The 16,961-nt window shown below is 59.8% G+C and carries 15 protein-coding genes and 1 pseudogene; 7 read left to right on the top strand and 9 right to left on the bottom strand.

Annotated elements, in window-relative coordinates:
* Positions 1-12 precede the first annotated feature (12 nt).
* From C6Y56_RS28485 to C6Y56_RS28495, 3 genes are all read right to left on the bottom strand, one after another.
* Complete coding sequence (locus C6Y56_RS28485; protein WP_169432725.1) at positions 13-2,046, bottom strand: ABC transporter permease subunit; 2,034 nt, start codon at positions 2,044-2,046, stop codon at positions 13-15.
* A gap of 424 nt (positions 2,047-2,470) precedes the next feature.
* The gene (locus C6Y56_RS28490; protein ID WP_011336616.1) at positions 2,471-3,472 is read right to left on the bottom strand and encodes a phosphate ABC transporter substrate-binding protein PstS; all 1,002 of its coding nucleotides are present in this window, start codon (positions 3,470-3,472) and stop codon (positions 2,471-2,473) included.
* A 154-nt stretch (positions 3,473-3,626) separates the two neighbouring features.
* Positions 3,627-4,925: an MFS transporter gene (locus C6Y56_RS28495; protein ID WP_169432505.1), complete on the bottom strand. Its 1,299-nt coding sequence runs from the start codon at positions 4,923-4,925 to the stop codon at positions 3,627-3,629.
* A 379-nt stretch (positions 4,926-5,304) separates the two neighbouring features.
* Between C6Y56_RS28495 and C6Y56_RS28500 the strand changes: the two genes are divergently transcribed.
* A complete protein-coding gene (locus C6Y56_RS28500; RefSeq protein ID WP_003229628.1) occupies positions 5,305-5,709 on the top strand; it encodes an acyl-CoA thioesterase in 405 nt (134 codons plus the stop codon).
* A 57-nt stretch (positions 5,710-5,766) separates the two neighbouring features.
* Positions 5,767-6,666: a D-hexose-6-phosphate mutarotase gene (locus C6Y56_RS28505; RefSeq protein WP_169432506.1), complete on the top strand. Its 900-nt coding sequence runs from the start codon at positions 5,767-5,769 to the stop codon at positions 6,664-6,666.
* A 48-nt stretch (positions 6,667-6,714) separates the two neighbouring features.
* Here the strand turns inward: C6Y56_RS28505 and C6Y56_RS28510 are convergent, their stop codons facing one another.
* The 4 genes from C6Y56_RS28510 to purE all read right to left on the bottom strand — a co-directional run bounded on the left by C6Y56_RS28510 (position 6,715) and on the right by purE (position 9,298).
* The gene (locus C6Y56_RS28510; protein ID WP_169432507.1) at positions 6,715-7,251 is read right to left on the bottom strand and encodes a DUF3299 domain-containing protein; all 537 of its coding nucleotides are present in this window, start codon (positions 7,249-7,251) and stop codon (positions 6,715-6,717) included.
* Positions 7,252-7,354: 103 nt separating this feature from the next.
* Positions 7,355-7,600, bottom strand: coding sequence for a GlsB/YeaQ/YmgE family stress response membrane protein (locus C6Y56_RS28515; RefSeq protein ID WP_003229635.1), 246 nt, complete (start codon positions 7,598-7,600; stop codon positions 7,355-7,357).
* A 113-nt stretch (positions 7,601-7,713) separates the two neighbouring features.
* On the bottom strand, positions 7,714-8,796 hold the full coding sequence (locus tag C6Y56_RS28520; RefSeq protein WP_169432508.1) for a 5-(carboxyamino)imidazole ribonucleotide synthase: 1,083 nt from the start codon (positions 8,794-8,796) through the stop codon (positions 7,714-7,716).
* A 10-nt stretch (positions 8,797-8,806) separates the two neighbouring features.
* Positions 8,807-9,298 carry a 5-(carboxyamino)imidazole ribonucleotide mutase gene (purE, locus tag C6Y56_RS28525; RefSeq protein ID WP_007954291.1) on the bottom strand — a complete coding sequence of 164 codons (492 nt, stop codon included), beginning with the start codon at positions 9,296-9,298 and terminating at the stop codon, positions 8,807-8,809.
* Positions 9,299-9,808: 510 nt separating this feature from the next.
* Between purE and C6Y56_RS28530 the strand changes: the two genes are divergently transcribed.
* A complete protein-coding gene (locus C6Y56_RS28530) occupies positions 9,809-10,423 on the top strand; it encodes a hypothetical protein (RefSeq protein WP_169432509.1) in 615 nt (204 codons plus the stop codon).
* A 97-nt stretch (positions 10,424-10,520) separates the two neighbouring features.
* Here C6Y56_RS28530 and C6Y56_RS28535 read toward each other — a convergent pair whose 3' ends face one another.
* Positions 10,521-11,432 (bottom strand): LysR substrate-binding domain-containing protein, encoded by a 912-nt coding sequence (locus tag C6Y56_RS28535; RefSeq protein ID WP_169432510.1) that lies wholly within the window; start codon positions 11,430-11,432, stop codon positions 10,521-10,523.
* Positions 11,433-11,612: 180 nt separating this feature from the next.
* Here C6Y56_RS28535 and aspA point away from each other — a divergent pair, with 180 nt between their 5' ends.
* The 3 genes from aspA (at position 11,613) to C6Y56_RS28550 (ending at position 16,099) form a co-directional block, all read left to right on the top strand.
* Positions 11,613-13,037: an aspartate ammonia-lyase gene (aspA, locus tag C6Y56_RS28540; RefSeq protein ID WP_039765095.1), complete on the top strand. Its 1,425-nt coding sequence runs from the start codon at positions 11,613-11,615 to the stop codon at positions 13,035-13,037.
* Positions 13,038-13,478: 441 nt separating this feature from the next.
* Positions 13,479-14,924, top strand: a complete 1,446-nt coding sequence (locus C6Y56_RS28545) for an alanine/glycine:cation symporter family protein (protein WP_169432511.1) — start codon at positions 13,479-13,481, stop codon at positions 14,922-14,924.
* A 170-nt stretch (positions 14,925-15,094) separates the two neighbouring features.
* Entirely contained in the window at positions 15,095-16,099 is a 1,005-nt protein-coding gene (locus C6Y56_RS28550) for an asparaginase (RefSeq protein ID WP_169432512.1), read from the top strand.
* A gap of 167 nt (positions 16,100-16,266) precedes the next feature.
* Here the strand turns inward: C6Y56_RS28550 and C6Y56_RS28555 are convergent, their stop codons facing one another.
* Complete coding sequence (locus C6Y56_RS28555) at positions 16,267-16,668, bottom strand: hypothetical protein (RefSeq protein WP_169432513.1); 402 nt, start codon at positions 16,666-16,668, stop codon at positions 16,267-16,269.
* A 104-nt stretch (positions 16,669-16,772) separates the two neighbouring features.
* Between C6Y56_RS28555 and C6Y56_RS28560 the strand changes: the two are divergent.
* Positions 16,773-16,960 (top strand): annotated as a pseudogene (locus tag C6Y56_RS28560) (asparaginase); the annotation flags it as partial.
* Position 16,961: the final 1 nt, after the last annotated feature.

A 16,961-nucleotide genomic window follows, 5' to 3' on the forward strand; every position in this document is an offset into this window, starting at 1 on the left:
CTTCTACCTTTCTTAAAGCGACGAGTATTTCTTGCGCAGACGCTGACGAATCAGTTCTGCGAGGGTGTTCATGACGAAGGTGAACAACAGCAGCACCAGCGCCGAGAGGAACAGCACGCGGTAGTGGCTGCCGCCGACTTCCGACTCCGGCATTTCCACCGCGACGTTGGCGGCCAGGGTGCGCAGGCCTTCGAACAGGTTCATTTCCATGACCGGGGTGTTGCCGGTGGCCATCAGCACGATCATGGTCTCGCCGACTGCACGGCCCATGCCGATCATCAGTGCCGAGAAAATGCCCGGGCTGGCGGTCAGGATCACCACGCGAGTCATGGTCTGCCATGGCGTGGCACCGAGGGCCAGCGAGCCCAGGGTCAGGCCGCGTGGCACGCTGAACACGGCGTCTTCAGCGATCGAGTAGATGTTCGGGATCACCGCAAAGCCCATGGCCAGACCGACCACCAGAGCGTTGCGCTGGTCGTAGGTGATGCCCAGGTCGTGGGAGATCCACATGCGCATGTCACCGCCGAAGAACCAGTTCTCCATGAACGGGCTCATGTACAGCGACAGCCAGCCCACGAACAGGATCACCGGGATCAGCAGCGCACTTTCCCAGCCGTCCGGGACTTTCAGGCGGATCGACTCAGGCAGGCGACTGAAAGTGAAACCGGCGATCAGGATGCCGATCGGCAGCAGCATCAGCAGGCTGAAAATGCCTGGCAGATGCCCTTCCACATAAGGTGCGAGGAACAGACCGGCGAAGAAACCGAGGATCACCGTCGGCATCGCTTCCATCAGCTCGATCACCGGTTTGACCTTGCGGCGCATGCCCGGGGCCATGAAGTACGCGGTGTAGATCGCAGCGGCAACGGCCAGCGGTGCAGCCAGCAGCATCGCGTAGAACGCGGCTTTCAGGGTGCCGAAGGTCAGTGGCGACAGGCTCAGTTTCGGTTCGAAATCGGTGTTGGCCGCAGTCGATTGCCAGACGTATTTAGGCTCGTCATAGTTTTCGTACCAGACCTTGCTCCACAGCGCGCTCCATGAAACTTCCGGGTGCGGGTTGTCGAGCAGCAGCGGTTGCAGCTTGCCGCCGGCCTCGACGATCACACGATTGGCCCGTGGCGACAGACCGAACAGACCCTGGCCCTCGACCACCTGATCGACCAGCAAGGTGCGGTGCGCGGTGCTGTGGAACACGCCGAGCTTGCCGGAAGCATCCAGGGCAACGAAGCCTTTGCGGCGCTCTTCGGCGGTGATTTCAACGATCGGCGTCTTGCCCATCCGGAAGGTGCGGATCTGCTTCAGGCGCAGCTCGCCATCGGTGTCACGGGCCATGAACCACTGGGCCAGGCCCCCGGTGGAGTCGCCAACAATCAGCGAGATACCGCCTACCAGTTGAGTGGCGGCAGTGACTTGCGCATCGGCGTTTTCCAGCAGTTTGTAACGACCGTTGAGGCTCTTGTCGCGCAGGCTGAACACGTCGGCCTGAGCGCGACCGTTGACCACGTACAGCCATTGCTGACGCGGGTCGACGAAGATGTTTTTCACCGGCTCAGTCATCTGCGGCAGATCGATACGCTTCTGCTCGTTGGTGACTTCGCCGGTCATCATGTTTTCTTCGCTGGTCAGCGACAGCACGTTGAGTTGCGAACCGGTGGAACCGACCAGCATCAGGGTCGAGTCGGTGGCATTGAGGCTGACGTGCTCCAGCGCACCGCCGCTCTCGTTCAGCGCAATCGGCGCTTCGCCGTACGGGAACTCGATCGCCGGGGTGATGGTTTTCTTGCCGTCCGGGTAGCTGACTTTATAAGTGTGACGGAACACCAGCGCCTGACCGTTGGACAGGCCCACGGCCACCAGCGGATGGCCCGGCTGGTCTTCGCCGATGGAGGTCACACTGGCGCCTGCCGGCAAAGGCAGATCGACGCGCTTCAATTCAGCGCCACTGTCGATATCGAAGAACAGCGCCTGGCCCTTGTCGGAAACGCGCATGGCCACCTGATTCTGCTCTTCGAGCGAAATCATCAGCGGCTTGCCGGCGTCCTGCATCCAGGCCGGGGTGATGGCGTCTTTCGCGGTCAGTTCCGCACCCTTGAACAGGGGCGCGACGACGTAGGCGAGGAAAAAGAAGATCAGGGTGATGGCTGCCAGCACCGCCAGACCGCCGACGAGGACGTACCAGCGGGTGAAGCGATCCTTGAGCGCGCGAATGCGGCGCTTGCGTTGCAACTCAGGCGTATTGAAATCAATGCGCTTGGGAGGGTTCGTAGTCATTTTGGAATTGGCCAGATCATTCATGCGCACACCCTAGCGATCCTGTATGACAGAAAGATGACAATGCAGTGACGCACCAAATCCGCCGCCAGCAGGGCACTGGCAGTGGATAGAAGAATTCGGGGAGTGTGGGAGCCGGGCCGCTTGCGGGCCGGGCCCCACACGGGAGTCAGGCGGGGTTCACCCCTGACTCAGTTTGTTACTTTTTTGCGACTTCAGCGCCGCCTTCCTGCAGACCCAGGTCAGCCAGTGCTTTTGCAGCAACCTTGGCTGGCAGCGGGATGTAGCCGTCTTTCACGACCACTTCCTGGCCCTGTTTCGACAGAACCAGTTTCACGAACTCGGCTTCCAGCGGGGCCAGAGGCTTGTTCGGGGCTTTGTTGACGTACACGTACAGGAAACGCGACAGCGGGTATTTGCCGTTCAGGGCGTTTTCTTCGGTGTCTTCGATGAAGTCAGTGCTGCCTTTCTTCGACAGAGCAACGGTTTTCACGCTGGCGGTCTTGTAGCCGATGCCCGAGTAACCGATGCCGTTCAGCGAGGAGCTGATCGACTGCACGACCGAAGCCGAGCCTGGCTGTTCGTTGACGTTAGGCTTGTAGTCGCCTTTGCACAGGGCTTCTTCCTTGAAGTAGCCGTAGGTACCGGATACCGAGTTGCGACCGAACAGCTGAACCGGCTTGTTGGCCAGGTCGCCGGTCACGCCCAGGTCGCCCCAGGTTTTCACGTCGGCCTTGGCGCCGCACAGACGGGTGGACGAGAAAATCGCGTCAACCTGTTCCATGGTCAGGTGCTGGATCGGGTTGTCCTTGTGCACGAACACAGCCAGGGCGTCCACGGCAACCGGGATAGCGGTTGGCTTGTAGCCGTATTTCTGTTCGAAGGCCGCCAGCTCGGTGTCCTTCATCTTGCGGCTCATCGGGCCCAGGTTGGAGGTGCCTTCAGTCAGCGCAGGTGGCGCGGTGGCGGAGCCAGCGGCCTGAATCTGGATGTTTACGTTTGGGTATTCTTTTTTGTAGTTCTCAGCCCAGAGGGTCATGAGGTTGGCCAGGGTATCGGAACCGACGCTGGACAGGTTGCCCGACACACCAGTGGTCTTGGTGTAGCTCGGGATAGCAGGGTCAACAGCGGCAACCGCGTTGGCAGTCGCAACGCCAGCAGCGACAAAAGTCATTGCCGCCATCAAACGCTTCAGTTTCATGCCTTACTCCTAGCAAATAGGGTGTGTTAAGTCGGGGCCAAGTATCAGCAGGCCGTGTGAACACTCTATGGCTGAAATATGACAATTGGATGAAAGGCCAGCATCCCTGTCGGAAGGCTGGCCTTTCAGTTGTAACGGCAAGTGTGAAGGTGGCTTAGCGACCTTTGCTCCACAGCCACGCGCCGACCAGGATCCCCATCCCGCACAGCACCGCCACATAGTAGGCAGGCCCCATCGCGCTTTCTTTCAGCAGCAGGCTGACCACCATCGGGGTCAGGCCGCCGAAGATGGCGTAGGCGACGTTATAAGAGAAGGACAGACCGCTGAAGCGCACCACCGGCGGGAACGCTTTCACCATCACATAAGGCACCGCGCCAATGGTGCCGACCAGGAAACCGGTCAGCGCATACAGCGGGAACAGCCAGTTCGGATGGTCGGCGAGGCTGTGATAGAAGGTCCAGGAGCTGGCCAGCAAACCCAGGCAACCGAATACGAATACGCGACCGGCGCCGAAGCGGTCCGCCAGCGCGCCGGAAATGATGCAGCCCACGCTCAAAAATACGATGGCCAGGCTGTTGGATTGCAACGCCACCGTCGGCGAGAAGTGATAGACCGTCTGCAGCACGGTCGGGGTCATCAGGATCACCACGACGATGCCGGCCGACAGCAGCCAGGTCAGCAGCATCGAGACTGCGATGGCCCCGCGATGGTCACGCAGCACCGCGCGCAGCGGCACTTCCTCGGCCAGAGCCTTGCGCAGTTGCAGTTCGGCAAATACCGGGGTTTCGTGCAGCCAGCGGCGCAGGTAGACCGAGAACAGGCCGAACACGCCACCGAGCAGGAACGGAATCCGCCAGGCGTAATCCGAAACTTCCGTTGGCGTATAAATGCTGTTGATCGCAGTGGCGACCAGCGAGCCGAGCAGAATGCCCGCCGTCAGGCCGCTGGTCAGGGTGCCGCAGGCATAGCCGACATGCTTTCCGGGCACGTGTTCGGAAACGAAGACCCACGCCCCCGGCACTTCGCCGCCAATCGCCGCGCCCTGGATGACGCGCATCAACAGCAGCAGGATCGGCGCCCACAGGCCGATCTGCGCGTAAGTCGGCAGCAGGCCCATGATCAGGGTCGGCACGGCCATCATGAAAATGCTCAGGGTGAACATCTTCTTGCGCCCCAGCAGGTCGCCGAAGTGCGCCATGACGATACCGCCCAGCGGCCGCGCGAGGTAGCCGGCGGCAAAGATGCCGAAGGTCTGCATCAGGCGCAGCCACTCGGGCATGTCGGCGGGGAAGAACAATTTGCCGACCACGGTGGCAAAGAACACGAAAATGATGAAATCGTAGAACTCCAGCGCGCCCCCCAGGGCCGATAGCGACAGAGTCTTGTAGTCATTGCGGGTCAAGGGTCGTGCGGGTTGGTCTGGCTGCGCGAGACTCGAGGGCGCTGTGGTCATGGCAAGGTCTTCTCTTATAGTCGGATCTGCCGCCACAACAACGCTGGCTGTGGCTCGGGCAGGTTCGGCACCATAGCAAATTGTTCGAAAAAGCACATAGAGGCGCGTATTTGACGGTCGAAATGAGAACCGGATGGTCGTCGCGGAGTCTACCGACCGATATACTCGCAATCCTGCTCCGGCTTGTAGGGGGTTGCTGTGCGAAAACGTCGTTGGTCGCCCTGGCGCGTGGATCCAGCCGGTTTCGCAGAGTTTCCCCTTTAGTTGCCTTATGGAAAACGTGACGAACGTAGTATGTTCGGTGCTGAATCGTTTTTCCTGAAGACGGCTACCACCAGCAATACCCAACGAAGAGTCACGGGTCAGAGGCACCCCCGGCATGATAGAGCTCGAACAAGAAGATCCGATCCCGCAAGGCGACCTGGCCTTGCAAATCACCGCGCTTCCCCGCGAAACCAACGGCTTCGGCGATATTTTCGGCGGCTGGCTGGTGGCGCAGATGGACCTGGCCGGCACCGCAATGGCCAGCCGCGTCGCCGGTGGTCGTGTTGCAACGGTCGCCATCGATCGCATGGCGTTCCTGGTGCCGGTGGCTGTCGGCGCGCAATTGTCCTTTTATACCCAGACCCTGGAGATCGGCCGCAGCTCGATCCAGATGATGGTCGAGGTGTGGAGCGACGACCCGCTGTCCAGCGAGTGGCGTAAAGTGACCGAGGCGGTGTTCGTGTTCGTGGCCATCGATGGCAGCGGTCGCACCCGTTCGGTTCCGCCACGCGCACGTTAAACCTCGCGACCGTTTCACGGTCGATAGTCGTCCAAGTTGCTGATCGAGAGTTGTCCGATGAACACGCCCAACGTTGAAGCCGTGAAACTGGATGAACTGAACTGCTGGCGCATCCGCCACGGTCAGGCCGAAGTGCTGGTGGCCCAGCAAGGCGCGCACATCCTCAGTTATCAGATCGATGGCCAGCCGCCGATCATCTGGCTCAACGACAAGGCCGTGTTCAAGACCGGCAAGAGCATCCGCGCCGGTGTGCCGGTGTGCTGGCCGTGGTTCGGCAAGTTCGAACGCAACCCGCAGAGCGTGCAGGCGATGCGTGTCAGCGAAGAGCCGGCCGCCGCCCACGGGTTTGTCCGGGCAATGGATTGGGAATTAGGCGGCATCGAAGCCGAGGACCAGGGCGTCAAGGTTGAATTCAAGCTGCCGTATCCCGAAGGCGGGTTTGCGGGTTGGCCGCATCAGGTTGACCTGACTCTGACCCTGCATCTGAATGATCAGTTGAACATCAGCCTGACCAGCCACAACCGCGGTGTCAACACCGTCAGTATCAGCCAGGCGCTGCACAGCTATTTCGCGGTCAGCGATGTGCGCAACGTGCGCGTCGAAGGCGTGGACGGTCTGGACTACATCGAGACGCTGGATGACTGGAAGACGCACGCCCAGCAAGGCGACCTGCGCTTTGCCGGGGAAACCGACCGCATCTATCTCGACGTCCCGCCGCAACTGAGCATCGTCGACCCGGCCTGGGAGCGGCGCATCGTGCTGACCGCGACCGGCTCACGCACCGCCGTGATCTGGAACCCATGGATCGACCGCGCCGCCGCGTTCAGCGACATGGACAACGACGGCTGGCAGCGCATGCTGTGCATCGAGACGGCGAATGTGATGGACGACGTTGTGACACTGGCACCGAGTGCCAGTCATACGATGGGTGTCAGCGTCGGCAGTCAGCCGCTCTGAAAACAAAAATCGCAGCCCTGGGGCTGCGATTTTTTTTGCGGGTCTGAATTACAGATCCGACTCCTGCACTACCCGCACCTTGTCCGCATCCAGTGCGTAGGCCGCATCGGCCAGGTCATTGCTGACCTTTTCGATCTTCAGTGTGCCGGTCACCCACAGCGGTGTGTAGATGTCGTCCAGCTTCAAGCCTTTTGGATAACGCACCAGCACCAGTTGGTTCGGCGGTGGCGGCGGCACGTGGATGCACGCGCCGGGGTATGGCACGAGGAAAAACAGCGTACTGCGGCCCTTTGCGTCGGATTCCAGCGGTACCGGATAACCACCGATGCGGATGTGTTTGTCGTTCATCGACGCCACGGTCTTGGTCGAATACATCACCGCCGGCAAACCCTTGGCCTGCTTCATCCCGCCTTTCTGGGTGAAGGTGCCGGTGGCTTCCGGGGAGTTGTGGTCGATTTCAGGCATGGCCTCGAGGGCTTTCTGGTCCGACTTGGGCATCAGTTCCAGCCAGTCGGTTTCCGGCAGTTCGCCGGCGTGGGCCAGACCGCTGCCCAGCAAAAGGAGAGTCAACAGAAGACGGCGCATGAAGGTGCTCGGTAAAGGATGCTCGAATAAGGAGGGCAAAGTGAATCGTCGAGCATTCTAGCCCTCCCTACCGGATTGGCAGAGAGGACTTTGTCGCTTTGGATCAGTTCTTTTTGATCAGACCGTAGATCACCAGCAGCACGATCGCGCCAACCAGCGCGCCAATGAAGCCTGCGCCCTGACCTGCCTGATAGATGCCCAGGGCCTGACCGCCGTAAGTGGCTGCCAGCGAACCGCCGATACCGAGCAGGATGGTCATGATCCAGCCCATGCTGTCATCGCCCGGTTTCAGGAACCGCGCCAGCAGGCCGACGATGAGGCCGATAAAGATGGTTCCGATAATTCCCATGGCATTTCCCTCTGAATGGTAGATATGCGATGAAGCCTAGTCAGACTTTCGCATCCTGCCATCAGAGAACGGCGGCCCCGCAATGGTTCCGCCGCTGCCAGATGAAACTCTCGTTACTCGGCGATCAGCGCTTCGACCTTGAGGATCTGCTGCTCGAGGGTCGCCTTGTCCTTGCAGCGCAGATTGGCGTGTCCGACCTTGCGCCCGGCCTTGAAGGCCTTGCCGTAGTGATGCAGATGGCAATCGTCGATGGCGATGACCTTTTCGACCGGCGGAACCACACCGATGAAGTTGAGCATCGCGCTCTCACCGACCTTGGCGGTCGAACCCAGCGGCAGACCGGCGACGGCCCGCAGGTGGTTTTCGAACTGGCTGCACTCGGCGCCTTCGGTGGTCCAGTGCCCGGAGTTATGCACACGCGGGGCGATTTCGTTGGCCTTGAGGCCACCGTCGACTTCAAAGAACTCGAATGCCATCACGCCAACGTAATCCAGCTGCTTGAGGACGCGGCCGGAATAGTCTTCGGCCAGGGCCTGCAACGGATGATCGGAGCTGGCGACCGACAGCTTGAGAATGCCGCTGTCGTGGGTGTTGTGCACCAGTGGATAGAACCTGGTCTCACCATCGCGGGCACGCACGGCGATCAACGATACTTCGCCGGTGAACGGCACGAAGCCTTCCAGCAGGCAAGGCACGCTGCCCAGTTCGGCGAAGGTACCGACAACGTCTTCCGGCTTGCGCAGGACTTTCTGGCCCTTGCCGTCGTAACCCAGGGTGCGGGTTTTCAGCACGGCCGGCAGACCGATCGAAGCGACCGCGGCGTCCAGATCGGCTTGCGACTGGATGTCGGCGAACGCCGGGGTTGGAATCCCCAGGTCCTTGAACATGCTTTTCTCGAACCAGCGGTCGCGAGCGATGCGCAGGGCTTCGGCGCTCGGGTAGACCGGCACGAACTGCGACAGGAAGGCCACGGTCTCGGCCGGGACGCTTTCGAACTCGAAGGTCACCAGATCGACTTCATCGGCCAGCTGGCGCAGATGATCCTGATCGCCGTAATCGGCCCGCAGGTGTTCGCCCAGCGCGGCGGCGCAAGCGTCCGGCGCAGGGTCGAGGAAAGCGAAGTTCATGCCCAGCGGGGTGCCCGCCAGGGCCAACATGCGACCCAACTGGCCGCCACCGATTACACCGATCTTCATCTCAACAACCTCAGGCAATACGTGGGTCTGGATTGTCCAGGACGCTGTCCGTCTGCTCGGCACGGAAGGTCTTCAGTACCGCGTGGAATTGTGGATGCTTGGCGCCCAGGATGCTCGCTGACAGCAGGGCTGCGTTGATCGCACCGGCCTTGCCGATGGCCAGGGTGGCCACCGGGATGCCGGCCGGCATCTGCACGATCGACAGCAGCGAATCGACGCCCGAGAGCATCGCCGACTGGACCGGAACGCCCAGCACCGGCAGGTGGGTCTTGGCCGCACACATGCCTGGCAAGTGGGCTGCGCCACCGGCACCGGCGATGATCACCTCGATGCCGCGGCCTTCAGCCTCTTCGGCGTACTGGAACAGCAGATCCGGGGTGCGGTGGGCAGAGACCACCTTGACCTCGTAAGGGATGCCGAGCTTTTCCAGCATATCGGCGGTGTGGCTAAGGGTGGACCAATCGGACTTGGAGCCCATGATCACGCCAACCAGTGCACTCATCGTCGCGCCTCTTCTCTCTGGAGCGCCCGCAGGCGCGTCATAAAACAACAAGCCACGCAGGTTGCGTGGCTTGATTGTACGAAAAATGGCCGGACGTACCGGCCGAAGGCCGCGCAGTATACCGCAAAGAAAGCAATAAACAGCCCCCGTCGCGACCATCTGTCATCTGAACCTAACCACACATTTTGCTGACTCTAGGTTCAAGAATATTGCTTCGTTTTTTCCCACGGGAAACATGATCAACAGGTCGAATGGAGAGCGTACTCAAATTTCCGCATGAGTTCATGTAATAAAAATCAAAACATTCCCAAGAGCCACAACAAAATTTAAATGATATACAACCCAGCATGAAATAAAAAAACAGAGACCCCACCCAAAAACAAAAACTTATATTGCACAGCAACAAATCCATATTAATAGCACTTCCAAAATCGCAACGGCAGGACAGTCGGCACCATCACGCCTGCCCGTCACTACCAAGTAAATTGCAATCATCCAAAGGAACGGAACATGGCCAAACAGCCTTTAACACTGAACGTCTTCATCCATGAGGACTTATCGGACGACAGCAGACGAGACTTGTACAACACCCATTTTTCCTGGTTTACCGACGAAATCCAGGAACTGTCCGGCCGCAAGCTATCAGTCAATATGTTCACCCCGTCAGAAGCAGAGACCTTGAGTGGTTTTGATTATAAAAAAATATCCGCCGCCAGTTCTTTGGACGCTTGGGCAGAAAAATTAAAAAGCCATTTCGGCTCCGTGCTCCTGCAAGACTCGCACACAAGATTCAACAAATATCTATTGCTGACTCGCGACAATATAAACCCGAGCACAATGGGAATTGCACAAAACAAGGGTTACGCGGGCATATCCTCGATAAGAAGCGACATGGTTCCTGCTCACGAAGCGGGCCACATGTTCGGCGCGACTCATGAAGACAGCGAAATCCTGTACAACGGCTGGTGGAGCGAAACAATCATGAGTGATGATACTTTCTCACCACTTCGAAGCAATGCCAACCGCTTCAGTGATAAAAACAGAGAGAACATTCGCAATTACCTGGACAAACCGATTGCACAGCGGGCCGTGCCGCGCCCCCAAGACGATTGGGACGACGATTGAACTGATGCAAACCTGCCGCATCCCACGAGCTCTCGTATTTTAATAAAGCTCACCCGGCTTGGCAGAGGCGAAAAACAACATTCGCCTCTGCTTTCATTCAGTTATTGCCACTCGCTGCACCGCCTTCCAGCTTGCGCCACAACAACCGCACGTTGGCCTTGCGCACCAGTGCGCAGCGGTACAGGCGGATCTCCAGCGGCACATGCCATTGCGGGCCGCCGCAGACAACCAGTTCGCCGCGGGCCAGTTCGGCACGCACGCTCAGTTGCGGCACCCAGGCAATGCCCAGGCCTTCCAGGGCCATGCTTTTAAGGCTGTCGGCCATGGCGGTTTCGTAGATCGTGGTGAAGCGCAACTGACGCTGGCGCAGCAAGCCGTTCACCGAACGTCCGAGAAACGCCCCGGCGCTGTACGCCAGCAGCGGCACGCTGGCCTCGCCTTCAAGGTCGAACAGTGGCTTGCCATTGGCATCCGCTGCGCACACCGGGAGCATTTCGGTCTGCCCCAGATGCAGTGACGGGAAAATTTCCGGGTCCATCTGCATCGCGGCGTCCGGGTCGTAGAATGCCAGCATCAGATCACAGCCACCTTCACGCAACGCGTGCACCGCGTCGCCAACGTTAGTCGCGACCAGCCGCGTGGCGATGTTCAGGCCTTCGTTACGCAGTTGCGCGATCCAGCGCGGGAAGAAACCGAGCGCCAGCGAGTGCGCCGCCGCCACCTGGATCACTTCACCCTGCCCGCCTTCCAGGTGATGCAAATGGCGCAACACTTCACCGAGCTGTTCGACCACGGTGCGCGCCGTCACCAGAAACAGTTGCCCCGCCGCCGTCAGCTCGACCGGTGTGCGCGAGCGGTTGACCAGCGTCAGCCCGAGCGCCGCTTCCAGGCTGCGGATCCGCCGACTGAAAGCCGGCTGGGTCACGAAGCGCCGTTCGGCCGCCTGCGAGAAGCTGCGGGTGGCGGCCAGGGCACTGAAGTCCTCGAGCCATTTGCTTTCCAGATTCATCACGTCCTCCCGGACACGCACCAAAACAGGTCACACGTCTGCCACGCACACGGCGTCACACGGGCATTATGCCGAATGTGCATAGGGCAGTGTTTAACAGCATTGGCCCAAAAATTCCCACAAGCCTAGCATTCGCAGCGTTCCGGCACAGACCGGGTCCATATCGAGATGATTTCTATCATGTCCTCCGCTGCATCATTCCGCACAGAAAACGACCTGCTTGGCACCCTCGAAGTCCCTGCTCAAGCGTATTACGGCATCCAGACCCTGCGAGCGGTGAACAACTTCCGTCTCTCGGGCGTTCCGATTTCGCACTACCCGAAGCTGGTTGTCGGTCTGGCGATGGTCAAACAGGCCGCCGCTGACGCCAACCGCGAGCTGGGTCACCTGAGCGAAGCCAAGCACGCTGCCATCAGCGAAGCCTGTGCCCGTCTGATCCGCGGTGATTTCCACGAAGAGTTCGTGGTCGACATGATTCAAGGTGGCGCCGGTACCTCCACCAACATGAACGCCAACGAAGTGATCGCCAACATCGCGCTGGAAGCGATGGGTCACCAGAAAGGCGAATACCAGTACCTGCACCCGAACGACGACGTGAACATGGCGCAGTCGACCAACGACGCCTACCCGACCGCGATCCGTCTGGGTCTGCTGCTGGGCCACGACGCGCTCCTGGCCAGCCTCGACAGCCTGATTCAGGCATTCGCGGCCAAGGGTGAAGAATTCAACCACGTCCTGAAGATGGGTCGTACCCAGCTGCAAGACGCCGTGCCGATGACCTTGGGTCAAGAGTTCCGCGCTTTCGCCACCACCATGGGCGAAGACCTGGCCCGTCTGAAGACGCTGGCCCCGGAACTGCTGACTGAAGTGAACCTGGGCGGCACCGCGATCGGTACCGGCATCAACGCCGACCCGCGCTATCAGGCCCTGGCCGTACAGCGTCTGGCACTGATCAGCGGTCAACCGCTGGTTCCAGCCGCCGACCTGATCGAAGCCACCTCCGACATGGGCGCCTTCGTGCTGTTCTCCGGCATGCTCAAGCGCACCGCGGTCAAGCTGTCGAAGATCTGCAATGACCTGCGCCTGCTGTCCAGCGGCCCGCGTACCGGCATCAATGAGATCAACCTGCCAGCGCGTCAGCCAGGCAGCTCGATCATGCCTGGCAAGGTCAACCCGGTTATCCCGGAAGCCGTGAACCAGGTGGCCTTCCAGGTCATCGGTAACGATCTGGCGCTGACCATGGCAGCCGAAGGCGGCCAGCTGCAACTGAACGTGATGGAGCCGCTGATCGCCTTCAAGATCCTCGACTCGATCCGCCTGCTGCAACGCGCCATGGACATGCTGCGCGAGCACTGCATCGTCGGCATCACTGCCAACGAAGCGCGCTGCCGCGAACTGGTCGAACACTCGATCGGTCTGGTCACCGCACTGAACCCGTACATCGGCTACAAAAACGCCACCCGCATCGCCCGTATCGCCCTTGAAAGCGGCCGCGGCGTGCTGGAACTGGTGCGCGAAGAAGGTCTGCTCGACGAAGCCATGCTCGCCGACATCCTGCGCCCGGAAAACATGATTGCTCCGCGTCTGGTTCCGCTCAAAGCCTGAGCCGACGCGTGACGTGTAGCACCGCTCACCAGGTCGAGGGACTAGACACCTCTCACCTTTTGAGGGCTTGGGGAGCATTCCCCGAGCCCTTTTTTTTAACTGTTTGAACCTGAGAACCGTATGTATGGAAGCTGACCGCAAATCAGCTTTCACACAAACCCGACGCCGGTAACGTCGGGTGTTTCAAAGCTTCGTTTCGTCGCTTGCACCACAACCGTGCAGACGGGCGCCGCACTGATCGGTATAGTGCCGCCCCTCTTCGCGTGAGCGGTCGTCGGTAACGAGGCCATAACCCATGCGAAACCCGAACTAATAACAAACCCGCGATATGGATCCGGGACGAACCCTCGCCTCGCCCGTTGTGCCGCACGCACACCGGTGTAACGCGATGTTTCTGACCATCCAGCATTTGCTTAAACAATAAACAGCGAGGAAAAATCCATGCTCGAAGTCATCAACGACTTCCTCTCAGGGAAAGTACTGATCGTGCTCATTGTCGGGCTCGGTAGCTACTTCACGATTCGCTCGCGTTTCGTTCAATTGCGCCACTTCTTCCACATGTTCGCGGTGTTCCGCGACAGCCTCAAAGGCAGCGCCGGGCAACTCAGCTCGTTCCAGGCCCTGATGCTCAGCCTCGCCGGCCGCGTCGGTGCTGGCAACATCGCCGGTGTCGGCATCGCCGTGACCCTCGGTGGTCCGGGTGCGGTGTTCTGGATGTGGGTGACCGCTCTGGTCGGCATGTCCAGCAGCTTCTTCGAATGTACGCTGGCTCAGGTCTACAAGCGCGCCGATGGCGATGGCCTGTACCGTGGCGGTCCGGCTTACTACATCCAGCACGGCCTGAAACTCAAAGGTATGGCGGTGGTGTTCTCGATCCTGCTGCTGGTCACCTACGGCTTCGCCTTCATCGGCCTGCAGTCCTACACCGTGACCCACTCGCTGCAGAACGCCTTTGCCTTTGATCCGCAACACACCGGTATCGTCCTGGCTGTGCTGCTGGCCATCACCTTCATCGGCGGCATCAAGCGCATCGCTTCGGTGTCCGACCTGCTGGTACCGATCAAGACCCTGGCCTACATCGGCGTGACCCTGTACGTGATCGGCACCCAGATCGAACACGTGCCCGCCATGCTGGAAACCATCTTCAAGAGCGCCTTCGGTCTCGACCCGGCCTTCGGCGGCCTGCTCGGCAGCGCCATCGTCATGGGCGTGAAGCGTGGCGTGTTCGCCAACGAAGCGGGCCTGGGCAGTGCGCCGAACGTCGCCGCCGTGGCGGCCGTGAAGCACCCGGGCGCTCAGGGCGTGGTTCAGGCGTTCAGCGTGTTCCTCGACACCTTCGTGATCTGCACCTGCACCGCACTGCTGATCCTGCTGTCGGGCTTCTACACCCCGGGCTTCGAAGGTGACGGCATCGTCCTGACCCAGAACTCGCTGGCCGCCGTGGTCGGTGACTGGGGCCGCATGTTCGTCAGCGTCGCGCTGTCGCTGTTCGTCTTCACTTGCATCCTCTACAACTACTACCTGGGCGAAAACAGCCTGCAATTCCTCACCCGCAACCGCGCTGCGCTGATGACGTTCCGCGGTCTGGTGCTGGCACTGGTGGTCTGGGGTTCGATGCAGGATCTGTCGACCGTGTTCGCCTTCGCCGACATCACCATGACCTGCCTGGCCTTCGTCAACCTGATGGCCCTGGCCCTGCTGTTCAAGGTCGGCATGCGTGTGATGCGCGACTACGACGCGCAGCGCCGTGCCGGCGTCGACCAGCCGGTGTTCGACTCCAGCAAGTTCAGCGACCTGGATCTGGACCTGAAGGCCTGGCCTGCCAATCCGTCGGCCGACACCCAGGCCAACGCTCAGCCGCAAGGCATCCCTGCAGCGCAACGCTGACGGGAGAATGACGGGCGCATCCCCTGCGCCCGTCAGTTAAAGTGCAATGCATTACCTGTGGGAGCGGGCTTGCTCGCGAAGACGGTGAATCAGTCGAAACATCTTTAGCTGACACACCGCATTCGCGAGCAAGCCCGCTCCCACCTGTCATCTCTTGTGGAGACCTTCAGATGATTGCCAATTCCTACCCTGCCGCCCAGCACGTGATGGTGCTGTACACCGGTGGCACCATCGGCATGCAGGCCAGCGCCAATGGCCTGGCTCCGGCGTCCGGTTTCGAAGCGCGGATGCGCGATTACCTGCACAGCCAGCCTGAGCTGGTGGTACCGCAGTGGCGCTTTCGCGAGATGTCGCCGCTGATCGACAGCGCCAACATGACCCCGGCCTACTGGCAGCAACTGCGTGAAGCGGTGGTCGACGCCGTCGATGTGCAAGGCTGCGACAGCGTGCTGATCCTGCACGGCACCGACACCCTGGCCTACAGCGCCGCCGCCATGAGCTTCCAGTTGCTCGGCCTGCATGCCCGCGTGTGCTTCACCGGCTCGATGCTGCCGGCCGGCGTCACCGACAGCGACGCGTGGGAAAACCTCAGCGGCGCATTGGTCGCCCTCGGCCACGGCCTGGCGCCGGGCGTGCATCTGTATTTCCACGGCGAACTGCTGGCCCCGACCCGCTGCGCGAAAGTGCGCAGCTTCGGCCGCCATCCGTTCAAACGTCTGGAACGTCAGGGCGGTGGCGTGAAAGCTACCTCGCTGCCAGCCGCGCTGAACTACAACCAACCCAAGCAACTGGCCAAGGTGGCGGTGTTACCGCTGTTCCCGGGCATTGGCGCCGAGATCATCGACGGCCTGCTCGACAGCGGCATTCAGGGTCTGGTGCTGGAGTGCTATGGCAGCGGTACCGGGCCAAGCGACAACCCGCAATTTCTCGCCAGCCTCGGTCGGGCGCGGGACAACGGTGTCGTGGTGGTTGCGGTCACGCAGTGCCATGAAGGCGGTGTGGAGCTGGATGTGTACGAGGCTGGCAGCCGCTTGCGTGGTGTTGGCGTGTTGTCCGGTGGCGGCATGACTCGCGAAGCAGCGTTCGGCAAGTTAAATGGTTTGCTGGGTGCAGGCCTTGATACAGCTGAAGTACGGCGTCTGGTCGAACTCGACCTGTGCGGCGAGCTGATTTAAACCTTCAATTAATTCCCCCCGTCGTACCGCGACGGGAGGAATAAAATACATCGGGAACAGATCCAGTAGATTTGCACCCATATCGACACACCATTTTGATCGTTAGTGCACAACATTCCTTATGAGAAAAACCTCTCCCACCCACAACTTAGCAGCTCAATAAAACTCTATCTACGCCCTACATGGGCAACGCCGTAGCTGAGCCGAACCGACTGCTGCGTTGCAGTAGCATCAAAGTAAATACTGTAATTCGAACTTGTTTCATCTTCACGTATGATCAAACTGCCTTTGTCCGCTGTCCAACCGGCACCATTGCATCGATAGTAAAGAAAAAATTTAGAGGCATCGACAACCTGCCCTAGATACTTTCGGCTGACACCGATCATGATAACGTGCGCTTTCTTGGCGTCTTCAAACTCGACAAATATGTTTTCTCCGTCAGCGCCTGCTCGCGCCGGCATGACCACATTACCACCATCAACCAGAACAGAAAGGCTTCCAGCTACAATACCGGCCTTTAGACTTTTGAAATCATCAAGTGTAATTTTTGATTCCTTTGAATTACCCATTATGCAATCCCTCATAAGAGTGAGCTGATATACAGAGCCTATGAAAACAACATATCCAAAGCGTGGAATATGTCAGATATAAATAGACACAAGACACCAGATACCTGCTGGCGCCAACCCATTGCGCGAAATTGCGCAGTTTTCGCCGTCATCCGTTCAAACGCCTGGAGCATCAGGGCGGCGTCGTGAAAGCCACTTTCCTGCCGGCCGCGTTTAACTACAACCATCAAAGCAATTGGCCAAGGTTGCTGTGCTGCCGCGGTTCCCGGGAATCCGCGCCGAGATCAATGATG

The organism is Pseudomonas fluorescens (genome assembly GCF_012974785.1).
Lineage (GTDB): Bacteria > Pseudomonadota > Gammaproteobacteria > Pseudomonadales > Pseudomonadaceae > Aquipseudomonas > Aquipseudomonas fluorescens_BT.

What these genes read in the sequence shown, in the direction of transcription:
- C6Y56_RS28505 (WP_169432506.1), top strand. Translation starts at nt 5,767, where the DNA reads ATGAACACGCCCAACGTTGAAGCCGTGAAACTGGATGAACTGAACTGC.
- C6Y56_RS28510 (WP_169432507.1), bottom strand. Translation starts at nt 7,251, where the DNA reads ATGCGCCGTCTTCTGTTGACTCTCCTTTTGCTGGGCAGCGGTCTGGCC.
- C6Y56_RS28550 (WP_169432512.1), top strand. Translation starts at nt 15,095, where the DNA reads ATGATTGCCAATTCCTACCCTGCCGCCCAGCACGTGATGGTGCTGTAC.
- aspA (WP_039765095.1), top strand. Translation starts at nt 11,613, where the DNA reads ATGTCCTCCGCTGCATCATTCCGCACAGAAAACGACCTGCTTGGCACC.
- C6Y56_RS28535 (WP_169432510.1), bottom strand. Translation starts at nt 11,432, where the DNA reads ATGAATCTGGAAAGCAAATGGCTCGAGGACTTCAGTGCCCTGGCCGCC.
- purE (WP_007954291.1), bottom strand. Translation starts at nt 9,298, where the DNA reads ATGAGTGCACTGGTTGGCGTGATCATGGGCTCCAAGTCCGATTGGTCC.
- C6Y56_RS28555 (WP_169432513.1), bottom strand. Translation starts at nt 16,668, where the DNA reads ATGGGTAATTCAAAGGAATCAAAAATTACACTTGATGATTTCAAAAGT.
- C6Y56_RS28520 (WP_169432508.1), bottom strand. Translation starts at nt 8,796, where the DNA reads ATGAAGATCGGTGTAATCGGTGGCGGCCAGTTGGGTCGCATGTTGGCC.
- C6Y56_RS28495 (WP_169432505.1), bottom strand. Translation starts at nt 4,925, where the DNA reads ATGACCACAGCGCCCTCGAGTCTCGCGCAGCCAGACCAACCCGCACGA.
- C6Y56_RS28530 (WP_169432509.1), top strand. Translation starts at nt 9,809, where the DNA reads ATGGCCAAACAGCCTTTAACACTGAACGTCTTCATCCATGAGGACTTA.
- C6Y56_RS28485 (WP_169432725.1), bottom strand. Translation starts at nt 2,046, where the DNA reads ATGCAGGACGCCGGCAAGCCGCTGATGATTTCGCTCGAAGAGCAGAAT.
- C6Y56_RS28490 (WP_011336616.1), bottom strand. Translation starts at nt 3,472, where the DNA reads ATGAAACTGAAGCGTTTGATGGCGGCAATGACTTTTGTCGCTGCTGGC.
- C6Y56_RS28515 (WP_003229635.1), bottom strand. Translation starts at nt 7,600, where the DNA reads ATGGGAATTATCGGAACCATCTTTATCGGCCTCATCGTCGGCCTGCTG.
- C6Y56_RS28545 (WP_169432511.1), top strand. Translation starts at nt 13,479, where the DNA reads ATGCTCGAAGTCATCAACGACTTCCTCTCAGGGAAAGTACTGATCGTG.
- C6Y56_RS28500 (WP_003229628.1), top strand. Translation starts at nt 5,305, where the DNA reads ATGATAGAGCTCGAACAAGAAGATCCGATCCCGCAAGGCGACCTGGCC.